This window comes from Limosilactobacillus secaliphilus (genome assembly GCF_001437055.1).
GTDB lineage: Bacteria > Bacillota > Bacilli > Lactobacillales > Lactobacillaceae > Limosilactobacillus > Limosilactobacillus secaliphilus.
In genome coordinates this window covers 214,375-232,404 of the sequence record NZ_JQBW01000010.1, presented here as the reverse complement: position 1 = coordinate 232,404, position 18,030 = coordinate 214,375, and the positions used below count along the sequence as shown (strand labels likewise).

15 protein-coding genes and 1 tRNA gene are annotated in these 18,030 nt (G+C 51.5%); 11 read left to right on the top strand and 5 right to left on the bottom strand.

Features of this window, described 5'->3' with window-relative positions; genetic code table 11:
* The first annotated feature begins 7 nt into the window (after positions 1-7).
* The 4 genes from IV45_RS06000 to IV45_RS05985 are packed head-to-tail and all read left to right on the top strand — an operon-like array spanning position 8 to position 3,730.
* Complete coding sequence (locus IV45_RS06000; protein ID WP_057741559.1) at positions 8-667, top strand: uracil-DNA glycosylase; 660 nt, start codon at positions 8-10, stop codon at positions 665-667.
* A gap of 2 nt (positions 668-669) precedes the next feature.
* A complete protein-coding gene (locus IV45_RS05995) occupies positions 670-2,139 on the top strand; it encodes an MFS transporter (protein WP_057741556.1) in 1,470 nt (489 codons plus the stop codon).
* A 7-nt stretch (positions 2,140-2,146) separates the two neighbouring features.
* Entirely contained in the window at positions 2,147-3,130 is a 984-nt protein-coding gene (locus tag IV45_RS05990) for an alpha/beta hydrolase fold domain-containing protein (protein WP_057741554.1), read from the top strand.
* Between the two features lie 27 nt (positions 3,131-3,157).
* Positions 3,158-3,730 carry a DJ-1 family glyoxalase III gene (locus IV45_RS05985; RefSeq protein ID WP_057741553.1) on the top strand — a complete coding sequence of 191 codons (573 nt, stop codon included), beginning with the start codon at positions 3,158-3,160 and terminating at the stop codon, positions 3,728-3,730.
* A 62-nt stretch (positions 3,731-3,792) separates the two neighbouring features.
* Here the strand turns inward: IV45_RS05985 and mprF are convergent, their stop codons facing one another.
* The gene (mprF, locus tag IV45_RS05980; RefSeq protein ID WP_057741551.1) at positions 3,793-6,381 is read right to left on the bottom strand and encodes a bifunctional lysylphosphatidylglycerol flippase/synthetase MprF; all 2,589 of its coding nucleotides are present in this window, start codon (positions 6,379-6,381) and stop codon (positions 3,793-3,795) included.
* Positions 6,382-6,546: 165 nt separating this feature from the next.
* Here mprF and IV45_RS05975 point away from each other — a divergent pair.
* Positions 6,547-6,621, top strand: a tRNA-Asp gene (locus tag IV45_RS05975).
* A gap of 55 nt (positions 6,622-6,676) precedes the next feature.
* Positions 6,677-7,561 (top strand): RluA family pseudouridine synthase, encoded by an 885-nt coding sequence (locus tag IV45_RS05970; RefSeq protein WP_057741549.1) that lies wholly within the window; start codon positions 6,677-6,679, stop codon positions 7,559-7,561.
* Positions 7,562-7,596: 35 nt separating this feature from the next.
* On the opposite strand, the gene abc-f is transcribed toward IV45_RS05970, so the two are convergent.
* The 3 genes from abc-f to IV45_RS05955 form a co-directional block, all read right to left on the bottom strand.
* Positions 7,597-9,078: a ribosomal protection-like ABC-F family protein gene (abc-f, locus tag IV45_RS05965; RefSeq protein ID WP_057741547.1), complete on the bottom strand. Its 1,482-nt coding sequence runs from the start codon at positions 9,076-9,078 to the stop codon at positions 7,597-7,599.
* 252 nt (positions 9,079-9,330) lie between these two features.
* Positions 9,331-9,975 carry a DUF4811 domain-containing protein gene (locus IV45_RS05960; RefSeq protein ID WP_057741545.1) on the bottom strand — a complete coding sequence of 215 codons (645 nt, stop codon included), beginning with the start codon at positions 9,973-9,975 and terminating at the stop codon, positions 9,331-9,333.
* Positions 9,972-11,414, bottom strand: coding sequence for an MDR family MFS transporter (locus tag IV45_RS05955; protein ID WP_057742401.1), 1,443 nt, complete (start codon positions 11,412-11,414; stop codon positions 9,972-9,974). Before IV45_RS05955 ends, IV45_RS05960 begins: the two co-directional genes overlap by 4 nt.
* A 174-nt stretch (positions 11,415-11,588) precedes the next feature.
* On the opposite strand from IV45_RS05955, the gene IV45_RS05950 reads away from it, so the two are divergent.
* From IV45_RS05950 to rnjA, 4 genes are all read left to right on the top strand, one after another.
* A complete protein-coding gene (locus tag IV45_RS05950) occupies positions 11,589-12,029 on the top strand; it encodes a MerR family transcriptional regulator (RefSeq protein WP_057741544.1) in 441 nt (146 codons plus the stop codon).
* A 67-nt stretch (positions 12,030-12,096) separates the two neighbouring features.
* On the top strand, positions 12,097-12,441 hold the full coding sequence (locus IV45_RS05945; protein WP_057741541.1) for a hypothetical protein: 345 nt from the start codon (positions 12,097-12,099) through the stop codon (positions 12,439-12,441).
* Positions 12,442-12,513: 72 nt separating this feature from the next.
* Positions 12,514-13,689 carry an MFS transporter gene (locus IV45_RS05940; RefSeq protein ID WP_057741540.1) on the top strand — a complete coding sequence of 392 codons (1,176 nt, stop codon included), beginning with the start codon at positions 12,514-12,516 and terminating at the stop codon, positions 13,687-13,689.
* Between the two features lie 248 nt (positions 13,690-13,937).
* Positions 13,938-15,812: a ribonuclease J1 gene (rnjA, locus tag IV45_RS05935; RefSeq protein ID WP_057741538.1), complete on the top strand. Its 1,875-nt coding sequence runs from the start codon at positions 13,938-13,940 to the stop codon at positions 15,810-15,812.
* A gap of 72 nt (positions 15,813-15,884) precedes the next feature.
* Here the strand turns inward: rnjA and IV45_RS05930 are convergent, their stop codons facing one another.
* Positions 15,885-16,634, bottom strand: a complete 750-nt coding sequence (locus IV45_RS05930; RefSeq protein WP_057741536.1) for a sulfite exporter TauE/SafE family protein — start codon at positions 16,632-16,634, stop codon at positions 15,885-15,887.
* 132 nt (positions 16,635-16,766) lie between these two features.
* On the opposite strand from IV45_RS05930, the gene IV45_RS05925 reads away from it, so the two are divergent.
* Positions 16,767-17,993 (top strand): CPBP family intramembrane glutamic endopeptidase, encoded by a 1,227-nt coding sequence (locus IV45_RS05925; RefSeq protein WP_057741534.1) that lies wholly within the window; start codon positions 16,767-16,769, stop codon positions 17,991-17,993.
* Positions 17,994-18,030 lie beyond the last annotated feature (37 nt).

Sequence of the window (18,030 nt, the reverse complement as noted above, 5' to 3'; positions counted from 1 at the left end):
TCAATAAATGATAATTGAGTATCCAGAAAAGTTACTGACGCAGGTCAAACGGGCTACGAAGGACAACCGTTTAACCGGCTTTGTGCCCGGCATGGGTTCTCGTCATCCACGCCTTGTTCTGATCGGTGAAGCACCGGGGCGCGAAGAGATCAAGCAGGGGCGGCCGTTTGTGGGGAGCTCGGGCAAAGAATTGACCAAGATGGTTGAGTTGGCCGGCCTGACCCGCGATGAGCTTTACATCACCAGCGTCGTGCGCAGCCGTCCTTACAGCATTAAACACGTGAAGAACGCGCGTGGCGAGGTGGTGGAAAAGCATCCTAACCGCACGCCGACGAAGCGGGAAGTCAAAGCGTTTGGCCACCTGTTTGACTGGGAGATCAGTCAGCTGGATGCGACGGTCCTGGTGCCGCTAGGAAATACCAGCCTGCAACGCTTGATCGGCGGCCAGGCCAAGATCGGTGACCTGCACGCCCAAGTTTTGCACCAGCAGATCTTGCACCTGAACGCACAGGACCAATATGAGCTGGCTGGCCCGACCTATTGGATCATCCCGATGTATCACCCGGCTGCCTATCTTTATGCCCGGCGGCTAGAGGATACCGTTAAACATGATTGGCGACAGCTGGGGCAGTGGCTGCAGGAACAGGAAAACACTAACAGGAGGTAAATATGGTCGTAAGACATCGTCGTCTGATTACGTCAGCATTGTTACTTTCAAATATTATGGCCGGCATGGACGGGACGATTGTCAACACGGCTTTGCCTGCTATTACCAGTGACCTGCATGCTTTGCAGTATATGGGCTGGATCGTGGCCACCTTCCTCTTTGGGATGGCGGTCGCAACCCCGTTATGGAGCAAATTTGGTGAACACCGGGGCAACCGGCGGGCCTACGTCTGTGCCACCGGTCTCTTTGCCGTTGGGGCACTGTTTCAAGCGATGGCACCCAACATCATCTGGTTCATCATCGCCCGGACGGCTATGGGGATTGGTGCCGGTGGGATGAACACGATTCCTTTTATCGTTTTTGCCCAGATCTACTCGGATTTGAAGCAGCGGTCGATCGTTGTGGGCATTTCGAGTGCCTGTTTCGGGACGGCATCAATCATCGGCCCACTACTGGGTGGCTGGATTGTTGACGCGCTGAGCTGGCACTGGATCTTCTATGTCAACCTGCCCATTGCGGCGGTGGCGATCACGATTGTTGGTATCTTCTACCGCGAAAACAAGCTGCAGGCGGCCGGCAAGCAGGTCGATTTTGCCGGTGCCTCTCTGTTGGTGAGCGGCTTGGTCTGCATTCTGCTGGGCATTCAGTTGATTGGCCAAGCAGCAATGTGGTTGGTCATCCTGCTCTTTGTGTTGGGTGCGGTCTTGATTTGGGGCCTGTTCAAGGTCGACGCCAAGGCAGAAGACCCCATTGTGCCTGGTCGCCTGTTCAAAAACCATGAACTGGTGGTGGATTTCACGCTGTTTGTGGTCATCTGGAGCTCCTTCATCGCCTTCATTACTTACATTCCTATGTGGGCGCAAGGCATCTTGGGCTTGAGCGCGCTCTTAGGTGGGGCCACTCAGATCCCAGGATCGATCACGAACTTCATTGGTTCGGAATTGGTGCCTTACCTGCAGGAAAGAATGAACAAGTATGTCTTGGTCACGATTGGTGCCGGGACGATCTTCATCGCCTTTGTTGGCATTCTCTGGGCCGGCCAGGGTGCGCCATTCTGGTACTTGCTCTTCTTAGGCTGTTTTGAAGGCTTCGGCGTGGGCCTGGTCTTCAACGTTTTGCAGATCCATGTCCAGACCGATGCGGAATTGCAGGACGTCCCGATTGCCACCTCGCTGGCCTACCTGCTGCGGATCCTGAGTCAAACGATGATGTCGGCCGTTTACGGGGTCATCTTGAACCAGCAGCTGTTGGCTGGAGTACACCGTCATCCGCACATTACGCTGTACATGCTCAACGAATTAAGCAACGCCAAAACGGCTAACCGCCTGCCTGCGGACCTCTTGCCGACCATGCGGCGGATCCTCTACCTCGGTTATCGTGATATCATGGTAGCAGGACTAATTTTGATTACGTTATCGTTAGTGCTGGTCATTACGATGATGATTCGTCAGCGCACAGTAAAACGAGGTTAGATAATTAATGGAAAAAATGACGCAGACAGCAGCAAAAGAAATGGCGACCAACTTCAAGCGCGCCCTCAAGAATCAGTTTCAGTGCGGTCATTCGCGCTCACAGAAGGCCACGTTTGCGGAGATGGGGATCGAACTGTCCGGTTTTCGCCAGACTTTGGCCGATCCGCAGAAACTTGCCGCTGCCCTCGAACAGGCACGTTTCGATAATGAACAGCCCTTTGCCTTTCCGAAGGGGATGCGTTGGCACATCCACCACGAAATTGACGAGATCGATGGCTTGACCCTGGTCACGTTGACGCCGGAAAAGGCAGGCAAGCGAGTCATTGTCTACCTGTGCGGCGGGGCCTACTTTCAGCGCCCACAGAAGCGTCATTGGCAATTCCTAGAACGACTGGCGACTGCCACCCATGCTAAGGTGATCGCCCCGATTCTGCCGCTGGCACCGGAGCACAACGTCATTGACGCGCAAGAGGCGTTGACGACCTATTATGAGCGGCTGTACTCACAGCACCCGACCTCCAACGTGATCTTGATGGGTGACTCTTCCGGAGCCGGCTTGGCGACCGCCTTCTGCGAATCGCTAGGCAAGTATCGTCTGCCGCAGCCTGGTAGTTTGGTCTTGCTGTCACCATGGCTGGACATCGACTTGGCTAACCCATTGATTAAGAAGTATGAGCAACAGGATGTGACCCTGGATGCCAACGGCTTACGGACAATCGGCAAGCTGTGGGCGGGCCACGTTGACCATCACGACTTCCGGGTGAGCCCGCTATATGGTGACGTGGATGCCTTGCGCAACGTGCTGATCTTTGTCGGGACCGCCGAGATTATGAACCCGGATGCGATGGCCTTTACCGAAAAGCTGCGCAACAGTGGTGTTCAGGCCGAATGCAAGATCGGTCGGGGCATGTACCACACCTATCCCTTGTACCCAACCCCGGAGAGCGATGAGGCACTCAAACTGATTATCAGCCGTTGTTTTGCTGAATAAGCTATAATGGTCATGAGGTGATCAATTATGACAAAAGTGGCAGTAGTATTTGCCAATGGTTGCGAAGAAGTTGAAGGCTTGACCCAGATCGATGTCCTGCGGCGGATGCAGATCCCAGTTGACATGGTCGGCCTTGGTAGCAAGAACATCATGGGTGCACATAACATCCCGTTAACGTGTGACAAGGTTGTTGACCAAAGCCTACTGGATTACGATTGTGTCGTCTTTCCTGGCGGTATGGGCGGTGCGCACGCCTTACGTGACAACGACCAGCTGAAGGACTTGATGGTGCAGCGGCAACAGGCCGGCAAGTGGAATGCGGCCATGTGTGCGGCTCCAATCGCCTTTGCTCGTTACGGCTTGTTGGACGGCCATGACTACACCTGCTTCCCAGGCATCGATAAAGAAACGAAGGAAGTTGCCCCAACCGGCCACTTCAAGGAAGACATTACCGTAGTTGACGAAGCGGGCCACATCATTACCAGTCGGGGACCGGCTACCGCATTGGCCTTTGCCTTCCGGATTGCCGAGACACTCGGTTACGATACGAAAGAGATTCGTCACCAGATGCTCTACGACTTCCTCGCTAAGAACATCTAAATTCAAGCAACTAAGAAAAAAGCGCTCAGGAATTTCCTGAACGCTTTTTTCTGTCTTCAATATTAGGATTTCCACCAAGCTAACCACAGGTGACGCGGCCGCAACTGGTCAACCCGTTGATTAACAACGCTCACAACGGCAATCATTGTGGCAATCAAGGAGACCTTCTTGCGGTAGACAATGTAGCGCGAAACCCACTTGCTAGCGTACTTATCTTTGTAACGCCGGAGCCCTTGGAAGCCGTAGAGGTGGAAGCCATACTCATAGATGAAGTGGGCCACCTTTTCCTCGGTGAAGCTGAACGGTGATTCACCAACATTGGATAAAGGGGCCATCCCTAAATCGAAGTAGGTGTAGCCCTGTTCTTGCCCCCACAGGAAGAGGGAGACGAAGATCTTGTCCATGATCCCTGATGGTGCTTCGTGACTGTGGCGCATGAGGTCGATCGTCAAAATTTTGTTGGTTCCGGTCGGCATCAAGGTCGCAAAGGCAACCAGCTTACCGTCCTTATCCCGGACCAGTGCCACCGGTGCCGTGTTGATGTAGTCACGGGAGAAGAAACCGAGTGAGAAGCCCTTCTCGATTTCGTTGCCCAACCAATCATCGGAGACGGCCTTCATTTCCTTGAACAAGGCGTCATCAAATGGCGGGTCGACGATGCTGAATTCATATCCTTCACGGTTAAACTTGTGCATCAGGGCCCGCTGTGACCGCTGCCGCTTGCCGGCGAGGGTGAAGTCAGCGAGTTTGACCACGCCGTCTTCACCGGTCTTGATGAAGTCGAAGCCAAATTCGTGCAGAATCATCGTGATCCGGCTGCTGATTTCGTAGAAGACCAGCTGGTAACCATACTCATCGGCTTCGTGGATGAATTGCCGGATAGCTGGCCGGACGACTTCTTGGTTGCCGACGGGGTCACCCATGATGATCAGCTTGTCGTACTTGCGCCGGTACATGAAGAAGAGCTGGTCCTGGTTGTCTAAGCGGTAGTAATAGATGTTCTTGTCGTTCAAGAAGGCCAGGTGGCAGGTTTCGTTGCCGCCCCACTTATCGATGACGGCTTGGACCCGGTCATGATCAACGGATTGGATTGCGCTAAATGGATCCGGTGTGCTGGTGAAGTAACCCAAGATCAGGGCCATGATGGCAAAGCCGAGCACCAGGCCAATGAATCCGGACAGCCAAATCCGTTCTCCAGGGAAGAGGAGAAAGTCGGGAATGTGGTGGTTGGCGGCGTAGTGGGGCGTGTTGATGACCCCCACGATCACGTAGAGCGCTAAACTGCCGATGAAGATGAAACTGTCACCAAAGAACTTACCCATGGAATACTGCAGCTTCTTCCGATAAGGCACGTGCCGCATCAAGATCACCAGGCCTAACAGGATCAGGAGGTAGGCGGTGAGGTAGAAGGTGCCTAAGTTGATCACCGTGTTGGTCATGCCGATCACCAGGATAATCAACGTGGGCCAGTAAGCTTTCTTGACTTTGGACTGCATTCCCCGGGCACAGGCGAGCATCGCGATGGCAAAGAGGATGGTCGTCAACTGGTGCAGGAAGAAGAAAGTAAAGGGGAAGAAACGTTGCAGAATACGGTTGTTATAGGTCAAATCCGGTACGGAGGCCGCAAGGAGCATTAAAATGCCGGAGATGTACATGAAGCAGGTGACCAGCCAGTGTGCCAGCTGCCGGCAAGCGGTCCGCGGGATGTGATCGAAGAAGTCGTCGATCTGGATGAAGATGTGGTGAACGAAGAAGATCAGGCCCAATGCCAACGGGATGATGTAGTAGAAGACCCGGAAGAGGAGGAGCCAGACGACCGTGGTGGCTTTAGGCACGCCCAACAGGGTCAATTCAACCATCATCATGACGTCGAAGGAACCAATTGCCCCTGGCAGCATGGAGATGACCCCGAGAATCTGGGCAACCACATATAATGGGAAGACGATGACCAGGTTGGCCCGCACGCCCATCAAATAGCCGATGAGGACGAAGAAGAGCGCCACAAACAGCCACTCAAGGGTCGAGCTCAATGTGATGAAGGCCTCCAGCTTTAAGGTCAACCCCTTGAAGAGACGGGAATCATTTCGCCGGGTCAGGTAAAAGACCAACGGGAAGTAGAGGCCGCCACCAATCAGCCAGACGGAATCGCGGGCAACGTGGCCAGGATTCTTGATGGAGAAGATGGTGATTAGGGCCAGCCAGCATAAGATTGACAGGCCAGAAAGCAGGAAGACGGCAATTTTAGCAATGGCTAAGAGAATTTCGTTCCGGCTGGCCTTTTTACCATAGAAGTAGGCCCGCATGGTTGCCCCGAGCAGGCCGCCGAAACCGGCAACGTTGGTCAGTGTGTTGGTGATCCAGCCGCTGCGGATGAGGTAGCTAGGCTTGAAATTCCCCGGTAGCAGGTGGGTGATGGCAATATCGTAGCCCAGCATGGGAACGACGGCGACAATGCCCCCAACCGTCATGATGATGATGTTAACTAGGCTCTGGCCCCGTAAACCATCACCGACTTTAACCCAATCAACTTCCTTTAAAAAGTTGCTGAGGGCGATAATCACGAAAATAACGACTGAAGCCACAAAGAGCATCTTCAAAACCCGGGAATATTTATTCCACCAGTTTCGCAAGCTGCTGATTACTTTTGCCATAGTTGTCGACTCTCCCAATAAAAAAGTTCTATAGCTAATAATACGATGAAAGGCAAGTGATTGCTAGCTTGAGGACATAGTTTACAACGACTGAATAGTACAAATTTTATATTTACTATTGACGATTTGGTACGGTGGAAGGTATACTATGAATTGTTAAGAAATGGTCCATTGGTCTAGTTGGTTTAGGACGCATCCCTGTCACGGATGAGATCACGCGTTCGAGTCGCGTATGGACCGCTAATTGTTAGAAGTTGGGTTTTGACCCAGCTTTTTTTATTTTTCAGGAGGAATTATGGAAAACACCTGGGTGTATCAGGGAAAAGATCCCATCAAAATCAAACGCTACCTGCAGAGCTTAGGCATGGGTCATCGCTTGTTCAACGACATCAAGCGTGGCGAGGGCCGCTTCTTGGTTGACCACCGGCAAGTGCGGCCAACGACAATGATCCTGCCCCATCAGCCCTTAACCATCGAAGTGAACCCGGAAGCCCCGGATCCGAGTGTGAAGGAATCCCAGCAGCCGTTGAACATCGTCTTTGAGGATGATAATTGGCTGGTCGTCAATAAGCCGGCGGGGGTCGTGTCCATTCCGGGGCCGCATGAGGATAACGACACGGTCTTAAACCGGGTGGTTGGCCATTTGAAAGCCGAGGGTGATGACAACTTGCGGCCGCACCTGATTACCCGCTTGGACCAATACACGGCCGGTCTGATACTGATTGCCAAACATCGGGTGGCGTCCAGTATGATCAGCACCCAGGTTGAACAGCACCAGATGGTCAAGGAATACGAGGCAATCGTCAGTGGCCACTTGCCTAAGCAGCATGGTCAAATTGACAAGGCCATTAAACGGGTGCCTGATTCGCCCAAGCGGATTATTGCCGCGGATGGTCAGCATGCCCTTACCGAATACTGGGTTGAAAAGACGGATGACGCCCACTCACTGGTCCGTCTGCGGCTGCATACCGGCCGTACCCATCAGATTCGTGTTCACTTGGCATCATTGCATTGCCCAATTGTGGGTGACCACCTGTATGACGGTGATACGACAAAGTTTCAACACCAGCTCTTAGCCGCAACGAAGCTGGCCTTCACGGATCCATTCACCTTAAAGCAGCGTGAATTCACCATTGATCTGCCGGATCCAATGCGCAAAATTGCTGGGCAAATGAATTAAATAAAAAAAGAGACGAGATTTTCTCGTCTCTTTTTTTATTTCCCAGGAAATAGTTGAACCTTCTGACTAGCGACTGCCTGAATGAAATGCTGATCGTGTTCGGTGAACAGCAGTGGCGGCCGCATTTCTTTGATCAGTTGAATTAGTTGATCCTGATTATAGGTGTCCAGGTAATTCAGCGGCTCGTCCCAAATGTACAGTTGTGATGGGGTGGCCAATGAACGGGCAATTTCGACTTTCTTCTGTTGGCCCATGCTCATCTCTTCAATGGGGACGGTGAAAGTGCGCCGTTCCATTCCCAGTTTACGCAGGATGGTGAGCAGTGTTTCATAGGAAAGCTGGTTATCTTTGGCAAAGCTGGCTAGGCTGCCGTGATGCTGAAACTGTTGGTGAACGTAGCTGATCTTGATCCCATGGGCAATGTCGATTTGACCGTTTACTTGACCGTTAAAATGGCCGGCAATTGCGCGGAAGAGGCTAGATTTACCGGCACCGTTGGGACCAATTACTGCAACTTGCTCATGCGGGCCGACAGTGAGGCTGATCGGGTCAAACAACCGACGCTCATTGATCGTTAGTGATACGCGATCCAGGTTGACGAGGGTCGAATGATGGCTGGCAACCATGTTGATGGGCAGGGACTCAATCGTTTCGACTTCTTTGAGCAAGCCCTGGCGCTCATCGATGGCCTTGCTGAGACGGTTGCTCGTCGTGATGGTTTTCTTCATCATTTTGGCTGCTTTGGCCCCGATGAAGCCCTTATCGGCATGTGAGTTATGTTTCTTCTCACCCTCGGCTCGCTGCGCCCATTGCAAGCGCTGCTGACGACTACGGGCCAAGTCCTTGATTTCTGCTTTCAAATGGTGGTTGCTGGCGATTGCCTCCTGGTCGCGGCGCTGCTTCTGCGCGAAATAAGCTGAGTAGTTGCCGTGTGACAAAACGAGGTCGTGGCGTTCGATCACCAGAGTATGGTCAACCACTTGGTCCAAGAAATCACGGTCGTGGCTGGTGACGATCAGGCCCTGTTGTTTGTTGTTCAGGTAGTCAGCGACCTGCTGGCGTCCCTGCTGGTCGAGATGATTGGTTGGTTCATCGAGCAACATGAAGAAATCCGTTTGAGCAAAGAGTGTCGCCAGCTGAACCTTAGTCTGTTCGCCACCGCTCAACGTGCCGTATGGTTGCCAGAGCAAGGCGGGATCGACCTTCATGAGGTTCAATTCCCGTTCGATTTGCCACAGTTCCAGTTGACCAGGCACGGCGTCAACCAGGGCTTCGGCAGTCAACTGATTCACGTCGCCAATCGCTAAGGGAAAGTAGCAAAATGCCAGGCGGCTGTTGATCTTCCCAGTGTAGTCGAGCTCACCAAGCAGAATTTTCATCAGGGTGGTTTTGCCCCGCCCATTGCGGCCCAATAGTCCTAGTTGCCAACTGTCGTCAATGTTTAAGTTGCAGTTCTTGAACAATTCAGGTTGCCCAGGGTAGGCGAAGCTGAGATTTTGAATACTAATCGATTCCATTAAATAATCACGTTCCTTTCGTAAAGGACGCAAAAAGGCCTGCCCCGAGTAGGACAGACCTGAAAAAGCCGACAGTGTGCCGGTTATTTACGGTATCAGTCAATTGAAATCATAATTCTACCCCAGGCAGCCAATTCGCGCGTAAAAACGAATCAGCAGCGATACATTGTGGTGAATTAGAATTTCAATCGTTGATCCCTCCGTGTATTTGATAGAAATAGGATAGCAGGCTTGAACGATCATTGTCAATGATTATTTGAGCGCCTGCTTTAACATTTGCGCTTTAACCTTCATCAACTGGCTTTGCTTGCCATTCAAGCTAGAATCAGCAGCGGCCTTATTAGCCCCGGTCTTCTGCTTTGGCATGCGTTGAGCCAGCTGCTTCATCTGTTTAGTGGAAACTTTGACATAGTAACTTGGGTAGTAGAAGGTGTTGACGCGTTTGACCAGTTTGTTGTCCATCCCGGACCCGGCAAACAGCAGTCGTGACCAGCCGTTAGCGTATTGCCAACGAGTCTCTTTAGTCACCAAACGGACCTGGTCGCCGTTAACTCTACGCAGTTGGTTCTGCGTTTGCTCGCTAGCTTGAGTGTGGCTTGGCTGCTTTTGGTTAGGCTGTTGATTGTAGAGGTAGACGTCATCTTTGCCTGAAGTACCAACCGGCTGGTAGAGGATGACTGGCAGCGCCTGCTTGCTGGTGGCAGAATAGATGACTTTGCTGGAAGTCGTGGTGACCTTCTTCATCCCAAAGTGGTGGGAATAGTTGAGGGTCACGATGCCGACACTGAGCACAAAAACAATGCCGGCCAGGGTCAGCCAAACACTGCGCCAGCGATGACTAAACATGGAAGCCAGGAAGACGGCAATCGCACTGGCAAAAACAAGAACAATCATCATAATTCAGCGGCCTCCTTTTCCTCAGTTGGGGTAATCGTCCGGGAGTGGGCGTTGGTACTGTCATTCAATAGGAAGGCGGCCACGAAGCCGATCAACGAGAAGGCCACGGCAAACCAGAAGGAAGCGTGATAGCCCTTCAATGTGGCGTCAATCATTGCCGACTTGTACTGCAATGGGGCAGTCGTCAGCAAATGATGGCTTGGGGTGGCGTTCTTGGTCACGTTGGTTAAGACAGACATCAAAATGGCAGTCCCAACGGAGGTGGCCACTTGCCGCATGGTGTTGTTAACAGCAGTCCCGTGGGCAATCAGCTTGAATGGCAGGGCGTTCATTCCGGAAGTCGTTACGGGCATCATAACCATTGACATCCCAAACATCCGCACGGCGTACAAGATCACAATGTACAGGGTTGGCGTGTCACGGTTGACGAAGGCAAATGGGAAGGTGGCGACAACCAAAATAAACAGACCTGTGGTGGCCAAACGCCGGGCACCAAAGCGGTCGAAGAGGTTCCCCGTCACCGGACTCATCCAGCCCATTACCAAGGCACCCAGCAGCAGGGTCAGGCCAGCGTGGAATGCCGACATGCCATGCACAATCTGCAGGTACATTGGGATGATCAGTTCGACGCTGACCATGGCCATCATCGTGATGGATGAAAGGATGGTAGAGAGCGTAAAAGCAGGGGTTTCAAAAACCTTGAATTCCAAAAACGGTTCGTCCAGGTGATTCTGCCGTTGTACCAGGAAGGCGACGAGTACGAAGCCAACCACGATGGTGATCAGGACGGTACTGTTCAACCAGCCCTTGTCACCGACCGACGAGAAACCATACAGCATGCTGCCGAAGCCCAGAGTTGACAAAACGATGGATGGCAGGTCCAAGTGCGGGTGCCGGTTCTCGATCACGTTCTTGACCAGGAAGGGTGCCAGCAGGATGACGATGGCGACAATCGGAATGATCATGGCAAAGAGGATCCGCCAGGAATAGTGGTCAATAACCCAACCAGATAATGACGGGCCGATCGCTGGGGCCAGGCTGACAACCAAACCGTTGATCCCCATGGCGGCACCACGCTTTTCTGGTGGGTAGATGGTCAGCATGATCGTTTGCATTAGGGGCATGGTGATGCCGACACCGACCGCTTGGATCAACCGGGCCACAAACAAAGTGCCGAAGTTGGGTGCCAACCAGGCAGTGATTGTACCGACTTCGAAGATCACCATGGCGGTAGTATAGAGCCAACGGGTGTTGAACCGGTTGCTTAGGTAGGCGCTGATTGGAATCATAATCCCGTTGACCATCAAGAAACCAGTTGTCAGCCACTGAACGGTCGACGTGTTGACGTTGAAGGCGTTCATCAAGGCAGGGAAGGCCGTGGCTAAAATGGTCTGGTTAAGAAAGGTACAAAAGGTACCAACTAATAAAATGGCAACCATCAGTGACCGCTTATAAGGACGGCCATTGATGTCCACTGACGTATTTTCCAATATTGACCCTTCTTTCTACAAAAATCGACATTAACTAATCTAAGCTTATTTAATATCTTTGTCAAATAATTTGACAAAAAGAATAAATTGTTTGAGAATGATGGACGAAATGGAGGAGTTTGAATGGAAGAACTTGCAAAAGAGGGACGCGAAGCCTTTGCCAAAATGGATATCAAAATCTCCTTGAAGGAACTGAGCGCAACCACTGGTGTGTCGCCCAGTCAGATCCGCTACTGGGAGAAGAAAGGCTACATCAAGTCCATTCAGCAGCAGAAAAATCAGAGTCATGCCTATACCATCCACACGTTGATGATCGTTTTAGGTATCAATCACTTTTTGAAACAGGGTTACACACTGTCGGCCGCCTATGAGAAGCAGCACGCACAGCGGGGCGTTTATCGGGCCCTGCGCTCCTTGTATTCCCGGGTGGAAAAAGTGGAAAGAAAAGACGACGGGGAGGTTCTGGTTGACTTGGGTCGGTTGGCTGATCAACCGGCCAAACACGTCGTTGCCCAAATTAGTCCAGATTACCAAGTCCAATTAACCTTGAAAGATGAGAATTAGTTTCACAAAAGCGCTTTCAAAATGCTAAAATTCAGTTGATTAACAATTTTGAAGGGAAGGAATCATTGTGAGTGATAAATTAGTGGCTTACAAAGATTTGTCGGCGGATGCCAAGAAGCAGGCGCGGTTGGATTTCATGAACTTTTATATTCGTCAGTTGCGGTTGGACAATCTGGAAGTCGTCTCTGCTAATGCTAGTGATGAGGATATGGCCAACATCAACCACCTGTTGGAAGAAAACCAGTATTTGACGATTGATAAACTGGTCGAATTGGCTGAACGGATGGTGCCAAATCTTTTTGATGCCGTTGAAAGCAGCTTAGACATGCAATACCACACCGATGGTACGACTGCTGAGAGCTGGAATGAATGGATGCAGAAGATTCACCAAGGCCTGCCAGTTGAAGATTAATTCAGTTAGTTAAGACGGGAAGGACCAGCAATGGTGCCTGCCCGCCTTTTTTATTTTGAGAGGAGTGTTTGAATGGCCAGTAAATCTGTCTACAGCAAGGATGTCATTTTGGTCATGGCCGCATCGTTTTTCTTCATGTTCAGTACGATGTTTGTCAACCCGCTCATCAACGGATTTGCTAAATCACTGGGCGCCAGCGCCACTTTTGCCGGCTTTATCGTTGGTATTATGAGTGTGGCGGCCATGTTTTTGCGGCCGGTTGCCGGCAACTTGACGGACCAGATGACCAAATACAAGCTGTCATTTATCGGCGGTGTGCTGATTGTGTTAGGGATCGTCGGATACATCATTACGCCGAACAGCGGCATGCTGCTGTTGTTCCGGCTGATGAACGGGACAGGTTATGTTTTATGCACTGTCTGCATGACGACCTGGCTGGCTGAATTGGTTCCCCGGGAACACGTTGGGGAAGCGATGGGCTTTTACGGCTTGATGAACGCATTGGCGATGTCGGTTGCCCCGGCCGTTTCCATTAACATTTACAAGACCTTTGGCTACCGGCAGTCGATCATTTTGTCGGCGAGCTCAGCGATTTTGATGGTCGTTGTCATTCAGTTCGTTGGCGACAAGGGTAAGCCAGAGGGCGTGGCCAATTCTAAAAAGCAGGCCCACCACTTCAAGATCATTCAAAAGGATTCCCTGCCCATTGCTGCCTTAACGACCTTGTTTGCCTTGCCTTACTTTGTGACCCAAGCGGACATCGTTACCTATGTCGAACAGCGGCACATGCACGTGGCCGTGGGTGCCTACTTTTTGATCTATGCCGTCGTTCTGCTGGTATTGCGGCTGCTCTTGCGGAACCTCTTCGACACCGTTTCTTTTGGGCCATGGTTATACCTCAGCACTGCAGCTACCGTCATCTACCTGATTCTATTGACCGTTATGGACAACAATTGGGAGATGGCCCTAGCAGCTGCCGGCATGGCGGTTGGTTACGGGATCATCTATTCAGTGATGCAATCAACGGCCTTGTTATTGGCACCCATCAGCGAGTCTGGATTGGCCAGTTCCACCTTCTACCTTGGTCTGGATATTGGGATGTCGGTCGGCCCGATGTTAGGTGGGTTGATCGATAGCCTCTTCTCGCCAGTCTACTTCTATCCCGTTTTCTTGCTGATCGTGCCGCCAATCCTCATTATCTATTTCTGCAACCGGCGCAAGCTCAATGCAGCGGTTCACAACCACTAGTCAAATCCTTTCTCCTATCCAAAGCTCGTTTCATGTGCTAGAATATTTTTAGTTTATTTGGACGGATAAAATAACTTCTTGGTTTCATAAAAACGTGTCAAAGATCATGCTGCTTTGACGAAATGTGTCCTGGAAATCCCCAGTGACCTTTTAACCCAATAGAATAAACGACTTAAACCTGTACCGGGCCTAAGCTCTTTTTGTGAACCATCCGAGTTATATAGCGATGAACATCAAAGGAAGGTATTATGCGCAAGTTAAAAATTAAGAATAACGAAGTCGCCTTTTTTGCTGTCGGCGGATTAGGCGAAATTGGTAAAAATATGTACTGTGTCGAATTTCAGGACGAGATTGTCATCATCGACTGTGGGGTCCTGTTCCCTGAAGACGAGCTGTTAGGGGTCGACTATGTCATTCAAAACTACGACTACCTGGTTGAAAATCGGGAAAAGATCAAGGGTATCTTCATCACCCACGGCCACGAAGACCACATCGGCGGTTTGCCGTTCTTCCTGCAGAAGGTCAATGTGCCAATTTACGCTGGTCCATTTGCCATGTCATTGATTCGGGGCAAGCTGGAAGAAAAGCACCTGCTGCGGAATGCGGAACTGCACGAAGTTAACGAATTCGATACGGTCCACTTCAAGAAATTATGGGTCAGCTTTTTCCGGACGACCCACTCCATCCCTGACACGTTAGGGGTTGCTGTGCACACGCCACAAGGAACGATTGTCCAAACCGGTGACTTCAAGTTCGACTTGACCCCGGTTGGCCACCTGCCAGCACCGAACTTCCAGCAAATGGCTAAGCTGGGTGACGATGGGGTCCTGCTTTTGACCTCCGACTCCACCAACGCGGAACGGCCACAGTTCACCAAGTCCGAACGCTGGGTTGACGTTCACATTCGCCGGATCTTTGAACGGATCAAGGGGCGGATTATCTTCGCTTCCTTCGCTTCCAACGTCTACCGTCTGCGGGAAGCCTGTGACGCCGCCTTGCATCAAGGCCGGAAGATTGCCGTCTTTGGTCGGAGCATGGAGAACGCCATCGAAGCCGGTCAGAAGCTGGGTTACCTGCATATTCCCGATGACGCACTGATCGACGGCAATGATATCAATCAACTGCCACCAGAAAAGGTACTGATCATGTGTACCGGGTCGCAGGGTGAACCAATGGCGGCCTTGAGCCGGATTGCCAATGGTACCCACCGGCAGATCAGTATCCAGCCGGGTGACACCGTTGTCTTCTCCAGTAACCCAATTCCGGGTAACACGACGAGCGTGAATGCCTTAATCAACAAGCTGGAAGAGGATGGTGCCACCGTTATTCATGGTTACGTCAACAACATCCACACTTCCGGCCACGGTGGTCAGATCGATGAAGAGTTAATGCTGCGCCTGATGAAACCGAAGTTCTTTGCACCGGTCCACGGTGAATACCGGATGCAGAAGATTCACGCTAAGTTGGCCCAGTTGACTGGCGTACCGAAGGATCACTGCTTCATCTTGCAAAATGGTGATGTGCTGGCCTTAACCAAGGATTCTTGCCGTGTGGCTGACCATATCGAATCGATGGGTGATGTATACATCGACGGCCGCGATGTCAGTGACTCAGTTGGTAACCCTGAAATTCGTGAACGGCGGATGCTGTCCGAAGAAGGGGTAGTCACCGCCATTGCCGTGGTTGACTTGAAGGACTACCAGATTGTGGCCGGACCAGACATCGTTTCCCGGGGCTTTGTTTACATGCACGAATCCCAGGAATTGATCAAGGAAGCCAACCACGAAGTCTTCTGGGCCATCCTGAACACGTTCAAGAACCACAAGAAGGTCGATCGGCGGGCCATCAACCGGACGATTGTCAGCCGCCTGCAGCGCTTGTTGTATGAACGGACCGGCCGGCGTCCAGTGATCATTCCAATGGTCACCATCCTGAATGCCGATAAGCCAGGCCGCAAGGAAGTCGGTGAAAGTCATCACCGGACCCACCGCAACAACAACCAGCATGGCAATCACAATGGCCACAACCACAATCGTCGCAACAATGAGCACAAAGGGCAAGCAAAGAAGCATCGCCAAGAAAGTGCCGCTCATCAAAACAAAAAAGAAGCCGTCACCGAATAATTCGCTGACGACAACTAAATAAAGGGATCAGTGTAATTTAACTGATCCCTTTATTTTTATCTGACATAAGTTTTAGAAGTAGGCCTGGTAGGCAAGCGTGCCGGCTAGAATGACGGCGAAAATGGCTACCACTGTTTTGACGAGGCGGTCAGGCAGGTGCCGGACAATTCCTGGGCCGATATAGCCGCCGATGATCGATCCGATGGCCATTGGGATGATCCATGACCAGACGATCTTGGTCTGGGTCATATAAACAACCAAGGAAGTAAGGTTAGCCAGTGGCATGGCAACGTTCTTTTCGGCATTGTAGATCTTGTAGGGTTCGCCGGTGATGATGTTGAAGAGTGCCAGCATGATGACCCCGCAGGCTGCACCGAAGTAGCCGGAATAGATACCGGTGAAGAAGATGGACGCCCACGACAGGAAAATGACGAAGAAAGAATGTTCCTGCTGCGTCTTTTCACCCTTTGGCAGCAACATCAGGAAAGCGGCCAAGAGGATGAAGAAGGGCACGATCTTCTTGAAAACGGATTGCGGAAAGGCAAACAGGAGCAGCGATCCCGTAATACAACCGCTTAGAAGCAGGGGCCACACTTTGAAAATGAAGCTCCAGCGGCCATGCAACTCTTTGCTTGAAGCAAACACGGAGCTTATACCCGAAAAGATGTTGGCAAAAGTGGTGGTAACGTTGGCAGTGACGGGCGGCATGCCTAGTGCCAACAGTGCTGGGTAGGAAGCCAGGGAGGCAATTCCCACAGCGCTACCGAGTAAGCCGCCAGCCATACCGACGAAGATCAGCGTGATAAATAATAGGACCGTCATAATTTAACCTTCTTCAGACAATAATAAAGTCATTATAAACGAAAAATTTGTTTTTTGAAGCTAACAGACTTTTTATATTGCCTTTGCTTTGTTATGATCAAGACTAAGATTAATTGATTAGGAGGGAAAAACGTGTCTGGAAGAGATTACCTCCACATTTGGTATTTAGCCCAATTGGCAGTCGTCAGCTTTTTGCTCCTGCTGATTTGCGGCTGGGAAGCCTACCATGGCATTGTCTTGGTCTACCGGATGATTCCGGTCACCTTGATCACGTTGCTGGGCCTAGGAGTCGCGGCTTGGGAAAAGTCACCGGCCTGGCTCAAGAAAGGCAACTGCTGGCTGCAGGCATTGCTGCAACCGGTCATCTTGAGTGTCGTCTGGGGATTCGTGACCCGGGCAATCATCGTGCGCCTGCAGCTGCCGGCTCGCGGCGTGGTGGCACTGACGATGCTCTACTACCTGATCATGTTTACGCCATTTGCTAGTGAAATCGGTGGCCAATTAGAATGGGTCACTGCCAGAGTCTTCTACCTGTTTTGGTGGTTCAACGTGGTGGCGTTTGGCATGGACATTGCTTTGCCACAGAAATTCATGGGGCCGCATGCCTTTGTGGTACTGATTAGTAGCGGGGCCGCTGGTGCCATTGCCTTCTTCCTGTTAGTCACCACGGTGATGCGGGCCTGGAAGCTGTCCTGGCCCGGTTTGAAGCCGCGTTTTAGCTGGGACGTCAGCTGGTGGGTGATTCTGGCTTTGATTGTTGTGGCCACTGCCTTGATCATCTGGAATGCCTATGGGACCGGTGATAAGTGGTACAACGTCCTGTTCTCCTACCACTTCACTTGGAAGACGCCAAGCAGGATGCTCACGGCACAGGCGTTTGAAGCGGCCGTTGGTGAGGAAAGCTTGGCCCGCTTCGGTTTCTTGGGTGTCTGCCTTTACGCGATGCGCGATTGGAAGGACCGGGTCTGCTGGGCAACCATCGTGAGTTCATTGATCTTTGGCCTGATCCACTACTTCAACATGTTTGACCAGCAATTCGATATGACCACGGTGCAAGCAATCAACGCTTTCTTGTTTGGCCTGTTCCTGTCCGTCGTGTACCTTTACACCGGCCAATTATGGTTGACCATGCTGATCCACTTCCTCTTTGATTGGACCGCCTTCACGGTTTCAGGCACGGCAACAATGGCCGGCCACACCAATTACCTGGACTGGTTGACTCTCTTGATCGAATTCATCGTTCTGGGTGGGATCACCGCTTGGATGATGTTTGGCAACCGCCGACACGTGATGGAACGGCACGCCAACAAACTGATTGGTCAAGACCAGCATTTTGGTTTCCGCTTGAATTTTAACTAAAAAAAACGAGGCATAGGGCAACTTAAGTGCTCCATGC

What these genes read in the sequence shown, in the direction of transcription:
- IV45_RS05955 (WP_057742401.1), bottom strand. Translation starts at nt 11,414, where the DNA reads ATGGTTGCCATTTTATTAGTTGGTACCTTTTGTACCTTTCTTAACCAG.
- IV45_RS05950 (WP_057741544.1), top strand. Translation starts at nt 11,589, where the DNA reads ATGGAAGAACTTGCAAAAGAGGGACGCGAAGCCTTTGCCAAAATGGAT.
- IV45_RS06000 (WP_057741559.1), top strand. Translation starts at nt 8, where the DNA reads ATGATAATTGAGTATCCAGAAAAGTTACTGACGCAGGTCAAACGGGCT.
- rnjA (WP_057741538.1), top strand. Translation starts at nt 13,938, where the DNA reads ATGCGCAAGTTAAAAATTAAGAATAACGAAGTCGCCTTTTTTGCTGTC.
- mprF (WP_057741551.1), bottom strand. Translation starts at nt 6,381, where the DNA reads ATGGCAAAAGTAATCAGCAGCTTGCGAAACTGGTGGAATAAATATTCC.
- IV45_RS05940 (WP_057741540.1), top strand. Translation starts at nt 12,514, where the DNA reads ATGGCCAGTAAATCTGTCTACAGCAAGGATGTCATTTTGGTCATGGCC.
- IV45_RS05995 (WP_057741556.1), top strand. Translation starts at nt 670, where the DNA reads ATGGTCGTAAGACATCGTCGTCTGATTACGTCAGCATTGTTACTTTCA.
- IV45_RS05985 (WP_057741553.1), top strand. Translation starts at nt 3,158, where the DNA reads ATGACAAAAGTGGCAGTAGTATTTGCCAATGGTTGCGAAGAAGTTGAA.
- IV45_RS05930 (WP_057741536.1), bottom strand. Translation starts at nt 16,634, where the DNA reads ATGACGGTCCTATTATTTATCACGCTGATCTTCGTCGGTATGGCTGGC.
- abc-f (WP_057741547.1), bottom strand. Translation starts at nt 9,078, where the DNA reads ATGGAATCGATTAGTATTCAAAATCTCAGCTTCGCCTACCCTGGGCAA.
- IV45_RS05990 (WP_057741554.1), top strand. Translation starts at nt 2,147, where the DNA reads ATGGAAAAAATGACGCAGACAGCAGCAAAAGAAATGGCGACCAACTTC.
- IV45_RS05960 (WP_057741545.1), bottom strand. Translation starts at nt 9,975, where the DNA reads ATGATGATTGTTCTTGTTTTTGCCAGTGCGATTGCCGTCTTCCTGGCT.
- IV45_RS05970 (WP_057741549.1), top strand. Translation starts at nt 6,677, where the DNA reads ATGGAAAACACCTGGGTGTATCAGGGAAAAGATCCCATCAAAATCAAA.